The 7,075-nt window shown below is 73.9% G+C and carries 6 protein-coding genes; 3 read left to right on the top strand and 3 right to left on the bottom strand.

Annotated elements, in window-relative coordinates; genetic code table 11:
* Window positions 1-129: 129 nt before the first annotated feature.
* From ACWEQL_RS16430 to fabG, 3 genes are all read right to left on the bottom strand, one after another.
* Window positions 130-543, bottom strand: a complete 414-nt coding sequence (locus ACWEQL_RS16430; protein WP_452150938.1) for a hypothetical protein — start codon at window positions 541-543, stop codon at window positions 130-132.
* A gap of 274 nt (window positions 544-817) precedes the next feature.
* Entirely contained in the window at window positions 818-1,585 is a 768-nt protein-coding gene (fabI, locus tag ACWEQL_RS16425; RefSeq protein ID WP_452150937.1) for an enoyl-ACP reductase FabI, read from the bottom strand.
* A gap of 2 nt (window positions 1,586-1,587) precedes the next feature.
* Window positions 1,588-2,307, bottom strand: a complete 720-nt coding sequence (fabG, locus tag ACWEQL_RS16420; RefSeq protein ID WP_452150936.1) for a 3-oxoacyl-[acyl-carrier-protein] reductase — start codon at window positions 2,305-2,307, stop codon at window positions 1,588-1,590.
* 299 nt (window positions 2,308-2,606) lie between these two features.
* Here fabG and ACWEQL_RS16415 point away from each other — a divergent pair, with 299 nt between their 5' ends.
* From ACWEQL_RS16415 to ACWEQL_RS16405, 3 genes are all read left to right on the top strand, one after another.
* The gene (locus tag ACWEQL_RS16415) at window positions 2,607-3,752 is read left to right on the top strand and encodes an MBL fold metallo-hydrolase (protein ID WP_452150935.1); all 1,146 of its coding nucleotides are present in this window, start codon (window positions 2,607-2,609) and stop codon (window positions 3,750-3,752) included.
* Window positions 3,753-4,078: 326 nt separating this feature from the next.
* On the top strand, window positions 4,079-5,632 hold the full coding sequence (locus ACWEQL_RS16410) for a TldD/PmbA family protein (protein WP_452150934.1): 1,554 nt from the start codon (window positions 4,079-4,081) through the stop codon (window positions 5,630-5,632).
* Entirely contained in the window at window positions 5,632-7,029 is a 1,398-nt protein-coding gene (locus tag ACWEQL_RS16405) for a metallopeptidase TldD-related protein (RefSeq protein ID WP_452150933.1), read from the top strand. Before ACWEQL_RS16410 ends, ACWEQL_RS16405 begins: the two co-directional genes overlap by 1 nt.
* The last annotated feature ends 46 nt before the right edge of the window (window positions 7,030-7,075 follow it).

Here is a 7,075-nt window from a genome sequence, read left to right as displayed (position 1 = left end):
AAACCCCCCCCATCAATACCCTCTCTCCCCACCCCCCCCCCTCCGCTCCCCCACCGGCGGGTCCCCCCCGCCCGCCCCCCCCCCCCCCCGGGGGCCCGGCCCCGGGGGCCACGGCCACCGGGCCGGGGCCTACTGGCCGACGATCGTGACCGGCGCGGCGGGGGCCGCCCTGGTGAACCGCACCTCGCGGTGGAGCGGCCGACCGCGGTCCCCGTCGGCGAAGACGGACCCGATCTCGTACGCGCCGGCGACCTCGCCCTTGAGCACGAGGACCAGCAACTGCGGCGCCGACCGGTCGGGGTCCTGCCGGCGCCACTCGACCGGGTCCCCCACCACCTCGGAGATCCTGCCGCTCCCGGTGAGCGTGTCGAAGACGTAGGCCGTGTCCCAGTCGACCCCCGGGGGTGCCGTCAGGGACCGCTCGCCGCCCCCGGCCGCGGCGAACTGGGCGGTCACCGCCGTGTCGGACACCGCCTCGACGGCCTCCTCCCCGGCCCCGCACCCGGGGAGGAGCCCCAGCGCCAGCACTGCGGCAACCGCCACCCCCCGCCGCATCCCCCCGGTCACGACTCCGTCGCCGGAACGGCGCCCGGCCCGGCCGTGAGCGCCTCCGGGCAGTCCGCCGCTCCCAGGGGTTCCTCCCCCATCCCGGCACGGTCCATCGTCACTCCTCGTCACAGTCGTTTCGCCGAACGTACCGGAAGGGACTGACGTGCGAACCGGGGCGGCGGTTCCACCGGGGCCGGGAACGCCGGCGCCCGGCGGGCCTCTCCGGTGGGGAGGGCGCGCCGGGCGGCGGGGTGGTGGTGCGGGGCGGTCAGGCGCCGATGGCGTGGAGGCCGCCGTCGACGTGGATGATCTCGCCGGTGGTCTTCGGGAACCAGTCGGACAGCAGGGCGACGACGCCGCGGCCGGCCGGCTCCGGGTCGGAGAGGTCCCACTTCAGCGGGGAGCGCTGGTTCCAGGTGTCGGCCAGCTCGCCGAAGCCCGGGATGGACTTGGCGGCCATCGAGCCGATCGGGCCCGCCGAGATCAGGTTGCAGCGGATGTTGCGCTCGCCCAGGTCGCGGGCCAGGTAGCGGTTGGTCGCCTCCAGGGCGGCCTTGGCCGGGCCCATCCAGTCGTACTGCGGCCACGCGAACTGCGCGTCGAAGGTCAGGCCGACCACCGCGCCGCCGTCCTGCATCAGCGGCAGCAGCGCCGTGGTGAGCGACTTCAGCGAGAACGCCGAGACCTGCATGGCGGTGGCCACGGACTCCCACGGCGTGTTCAGGAAGTTGCCGCCGAGGGCGTCCTGCGGGGCGAAGCCGATCGAGTGGACGATGCCGTCCAGGGTCGGCAGGTGCTCGCGGACCTGGTCGGCGATGCCGGCCAGCTGCTCCTCGCTGGAGACGTCCAGCTCCAGGACCTTGACCGGGTGGGGCAGCTTCTTGGCGATGCGCTCGGTCAGGCTGGGCCGCGGGAACGCGGTCAGGATGATCTCGGCGCCCTGCTCCTGGGCCAGCTTCGCGGTGTGGAAGGCGATGGAGGACTCCATCAGCACACCCGTGATGAGGATGCGCTTGCCCTCGAGGATTCCACTCATGTTCAGTGACCCATGCCCAATCCGCCGTCGACGGGAATGACGGCTCCGGTGATGTACGCGGCCTCGTCCGAACCGAGGAACCGCACGGTGGAGGCGACCTCCGCCGGCGCCGCGTAGCGGCCCAGCGGGACGCCCGCGACGATCTCCGCGCGGCGCTCGTCGCTGAGCACGGCGGTCATGTCGGTGTCCACGAAGCCGGGGGCGACCACGTTGACGGTGATGTTGCGCGGGCCGAGCTCGCGCGCCAGCGAGCGGGCGAAGCCCACCAGGCCGGCCTTGGACGCGGCGTAGTTGGCCTGGCCCGGCGAGCCGGACAGGCCGACCACCGAGGAGATCAGCACGACGCGGCCCTTGCGGGCGCGCATCATCAGCTTCGAGGCGCGCTTGACCACCCGGAAGGTGCCGGTCAGGTTGGTGTCCAGGACGGAGGTGAAGTCCTCCTCCGACATGCGCAGCAGCAGGGTGTCGTGGGTGATGCCGGCGTTGGCGACCAGCACCTCCACCCCGCCGTGCTTGGCCTCGATCTCGGTGAAGGCGGCGTCCACCTGGGCGGCGTCGGTGATGTCGCAGCGCACCGCGAGGACGTCGTACTTCGCCAGGGCCTCGGGCACCTCGCCCGAGCGGCTGGTGATGGCGACCTTGTCGCCCGCCTCGGCGAAGGCCTGGGCGATCGCGAGGCCGATGCCCCGGTTTCCTCCGGTGACGAGAACCGAGCGGCTCACCGATCCACCTCTCTCCGTGGTTGTCCGAATACGCGTACGGCGGAACGCGTACGCAGTGTGACGCTATCGGTCGTCCGCGCGCGGCGACGAATCGGTCTCCCACAGCGCCGTACCGGAGGATCTGTCGCGTTCCGACAATGGGCCGCCGGGACACCGGACCGCCGGACTCCGCCGGATCCGGCACCCGCCGCCGGGAACAACCGCGGCCGCCGCGCCCGTTGCCCCCGGTGGTACCGGCCGACCGGTAGCGACGAGCGGCACCCGGCCCAGCGGTGCCGGCGAACGAAGGCAGAGCGCGGATGAGCAAGGGACAGCCCGGGAGCACCGGCCGGCGCGGACGGCTGCTGGCACTGGCGGCGCTGGCGGTGGGCGCGGGGGCGGCCGCCTGGTCGCTGCGGGACCTCCCGGCCGCGTTCGGGCGGCGCCCGGACGCCGGGCGCGAGGACCGGGTCCGCAACTCCCCGCAGTTCCGCGACGGGGTCTTCCACAACGCGCCCTCCACGCTGGCCCGGGACAAGAGCACCCCGGACCTCGACCGGGACACCGTGCGCCGGATGCTGTTCCAGCGCGAGGGCCGCGTCCCCGGCCGCCCGGTGCCGACCGTCCGCCCGGCCGAGGCGCCCGGTCCGGCCGCCGAGGGCGTCGCGGTCACCTGGTACGGGCACGCCTCGGCGCTGGTGGAGATCGAGGGCGCCCGGGTGCTGCTCGACCCGGTCTGGAGCGAGCGCTGCTCCCCCGCCGCGCACGTCGGCCCGAAGCGGCTGCACCCGGTGCCGGTGGAGCTGGAGGAGCTGCCGCAGGTCGACGCCGTGCTGATCTCGCACGACCACTACGACCACCTGGACATGGCGACCGTGCGGCGGCTGGTGCGCAGCCAGTCCGCGCCCTTCGCGGTGCCGCTGGGCATCGGCGCCCACCTGCGCCGCTGGGGCGTGCCGGAGCACCGGATCATCGAGCTGGACTGGGACGAGACCTGCACGCTCGGCGACCTGGTGCTCACCCTGACCTCGGCGCACCACTTCTCCGGCCGCGGCCTGACCCGCAACACCACCCTGTGGGGCTCCTGGGTGATCGCCGGTCCGACCCGCAAGGTCTTCTACACCGGGGACTCCGGCTACTTCGAGGGCTACGCGCGGATCGGCGAGCGGCACGGGCCGTTCGACGCCGCGCTGGTGCAGATCGGCGCGTACGACCCGGCGTGGGCGGACATCCACATGACCCCGGAGGACGCCGTCCTCGCCCACCGGGAGCTGAACGGCGGGCTGCTGGTCCCGGTCCACTGGTGCACCTTCAACCTGGGGCTGCACCCGTGGGCCGAGCCGGTCGAGCGGGTGCTGGCCGAGGCCAAGGCGCAGGCCGTACCGCTGGCGGTCCCCCGGCCGGGCGAGCGGGTGGACGTGGACAACCCGCCGGAGCTCGACGGCTGGTGGGAGGGCGTGGCCTGACCGACGGCCGGTCACCTCAGGAAGATCACCATAGGAAGATCACCACAGCACCGGTCACCGCCGGGGGGCGCGGCTCACCGCGCCCCCCGGCGCCGTTCCCGGGCCCCTCCCACCCCGTGCGCACCACCGGCCTCACCGTCGGCGTCAAACCGGTGCCCCCGGAAGCGCCTTGACGGGGCGGAGCGGCCACGACGGTCACGATCCGGCACCCGCGGCACGGCGAAATCTGCTGGCCGAAAGCAGGTGGAAGGGAAATGATTCGCTCGGGCACCCCTGACCGGGGGCGCGCCCGACCTCCCAGCCATCCCCCGACCCAGGGAGCCCGATTGCCTCCGACCAACAGCACGGCCGCCCCCTCCGGGCGCGCCGTCGACCCGCTGTTCCTCGCCTACCCCCTGCGCACGCTGGCCGACGCGGCGCTCACCCGGGCGCGGGAACTGGGCGCGAGCCACGCCGACTTCCGTCTGGAGCGGGTGCGCAGCGCGTCCTGGCGGCTGCGCGACGCCCGTCCGGCGGGCACCTCCGACAGCGTCCAGCTCGGCTTCGCCGTCCGGGTGCTGCTGGACGGCGCCTGGGGCTTCGCCGCCGGGGTGGACCTCACCACGGACGCGGCGGCCCGGGTCGCCGAGCAGGCCGTGTCGGTGGCCCGCCTGTCCGGCGGGATCAGCCGGGCGGCCGGCTCCACGGAGCGCGTCGAGCTGGCGGACGAGCCGGTCCACCGGGACGTCACCTGGGTGTCGTCGTACGAGGTGAACCCCTTCGAGGTGCCGGACGCGGAGAAGACCGCGCTGCTGGCCGGGTGGAGCTCGCGGCTGCTGGCCGCCGAGGGCGTCTCGCACGTGCTGGCCTCGCTGCTGACGGTGCAGGAGAACAAGTTCTACGCCGACACCGCCGGCACCATGACCACCCAGCAGCGGATCCGGCTGCACCCGACGGTGGAGGCCACCTCGGTCGACGAGCGCACCGGGGCCTTCGACTCGATGCGCACCCTGGCGCCGCCGGTCGGCCGGGGCTTCGAGTACCTGCGCGGCACCGGCTGGGACTGGGACGCCGAGCTGGCGGAACTCCCCTCCCTGCTGGCCGAGAAGATGAAGGCCCCGAGCGTCGAGGCCGGCCGCTACGACCTGGTGATCGACCCGTCGAACCTGTGGCTGACCATCCACGAGTCGATCGGCCACGCCACCGAGCTGGACCGCGCGCTCGGCTACGAGGCCGCGTACGCCGGCACCTCCTTCGCCACCTTCGACAAGCTGGGCTCGCTGGAGTACGGCTCCGGGCTGATGCACGTCACCGGGGACCGCACCGCCGAGCACGGCCTGTCCACCATCGGCTACGACGACGAGGGCGTGGCCACCCAGTCCTGGGACCTGGTCAAGGACGGCGTCCTGGTGGGCTACCAGCTGGACCGGGGCATGGCGAAGCTGAAGGGCTTCGAGCGCTCCAACGGCTGCGCCTTCGCCGACTCCCCCGCGCACGTGCCGGTGCAGCGGATGGCGAACGTCTCCCTGCAGCCGGCCGCGGACGGGCCGGACACCGAGGGCCTGTTCGCCGGGGTGGAGAACGGCCTGTACATCGTCGGCGACCGCTCCTGGTCGATCGACATGCAGCGCTACAACTTCCAGTTCACCGGCCAGCGCGCCTACGCCATCAAGAACGGCGAACTCGCCGGCCAGGTCAAGGACTTCGCGTACCAGGCGACCACCACCGACTTCTGGGGCTCGATGGCGGCCGTCGGCGGCCCGCAGACCTACGTGCTCGGCGGCGCCTTCAACTGCGGCAAGGCGCAGCCCGGCCAGGTCGCGGCGGTCAGCCACGGCTGCCCGTCGGCGCTGTTCCGTGACGTCAACGTGCTCAACACCCAGCAGGAGGCGGGTCACTGATGGCCTCGATTCAGCCCCACGAACTGGTCGAGCTGGCGCTCGGCCTCTCCCGCGCCGACGGCTGCGTGGTGATCGCCGACGAGGAGTCGACCGCCAACCTGCGCTGGGCCGGCAACGCGCTGACCACCAACGGCGTCACCCGCGGCCGCCGGCTGACCGTGATCGCCACGGTGGACGGCGCCGAGGGCACCGCCTCCGGCGTGGTCTCCCGCGAGGCCGTCACCCCGGAGGAGGTGGAGGGCCTGGTCCGGGCCGCCGAGGAGGCCGCCCGCTCGGCCGGCCCGGCGGAGGACGCCCAGCCGCTGATCGCCGACCGGCCGTCCTCGCCGGACTTCACCGCGCCGCCCGCCGAGACCTCCATCGAGGTGTTCGCGGCCTTCGCGCCCGCCCTCGGCGAGGCCTTCGCCCGCGCCACCGCGCAGGGCGAGCTGCTGTACGGCTTCGCCCGGCACGAGCTGGTCTCCAGCTACCTGGGCACCTCCACCGGCCTGCGGCTGCGCCACGACCAGCCGACCGGCATGGTCGAGGTGAACGCCAAGACGGCCGACCTGTCCGGCTCGGCCTGGGCGGGCGCCGCCACCCGGGACTTCACCGACGTGGACGTCACCGACCTGCACGCCCAGCTGACCAGGCGGCTGGCCTGGGGCGCCCGGAAGGTCGACCTGCCGGCCGGCCGGTACGAGACGCTGCTGCCGCCCTCGGCGGTGGCCGACCTGATGGTGTACCTGAGCTGGTCGGCGGGCGGGCGGGACGCCTTCGAGGGGCGGACGGTCTTCTCGAAGCCCGGCGGGGGCACCCGGATCGGCGACAAGCTGAGCGGGCTGCCGCTGACCCTGCGCTCGGACCCGGCCGAGCCCGGCCTGGAGACCTCGCCGTTCGTGCTGGCGCACTCCACCGGTGACACCTCCTCGGTGTTCGACAACGGCGCCGCCCTGGGCGCGACCGACTGGATCCGCGACGGCGTGCTGACCAACCTGGTCACCACCCGTCACGCGGCGGGCCTGACCGGCCTGCCGCTGCGGCCGGCCATCGACAGCCTGGTCCTGGAGACGGCGGACGCCGCCTCCGCGCCGACCCTGGACGAGATGATCGCCCGCACCGGGCGCGGCCTGCTGCTCACCTGCCTCTGGTACATCCGCGAGGTGGACCCGGCGACGCTGCTGCTCACCGGTCTCACCCGGGACGGCGTGTACCTGGTGGAGAACGGCGAGGTCGTCGGGCAGGTCAACAACTTCCGCTTCAACGAGTCCCCGGTCGAGCTGCTCGGCCGGATCACCGAGGTCGGCCGCACCGAGCGCTGCCTGCCCCGGGAGTGGAGCGACTGGTTCACCCGGGCCGCGATGCCGCCGGTGCGCGTCGCGGACTTCAACATGAGTTCGGTCAGCCAGGCCTCCTGAGGCACGGCCCGGGGAGCGACCCGGGCCCGGCGGGCCATCCGAGAGG

The sequence above is a fragment of the Kitasatospora sp. NPDC004240 genome (assembly GCF_053603215.1).
This window is presented reverse-complemented; position numbering and strand designations above follow the sequence as displayed.

What these genes read in the sequence shown, in the direction of transcription:
- fabI (WP_452150937.1), bottom strand. Translation starts at nt 1,585, where the DNA reads ATGAGTGGAATCCTCGAGGGCAAGCGCATCCTCATCACGGGTGTGCTG.
- ACWEQL_RS16415 (WP_452150935.1), top strand. Translation starts at nt 2,607, where the DNA reads ATGAGCAAGGGACAGCCCGGGAGCACCGGCCGGCGCGGACGGCTGCTG.
- ACWEQL_RS16405 (WP_452150933.1), top strand. Translation starts at nt 5,632, where the DNA reads ATGGCCTCGATTCAGCCCCACGAACTGGTCGAGCTGGCGCTCGGCCTC.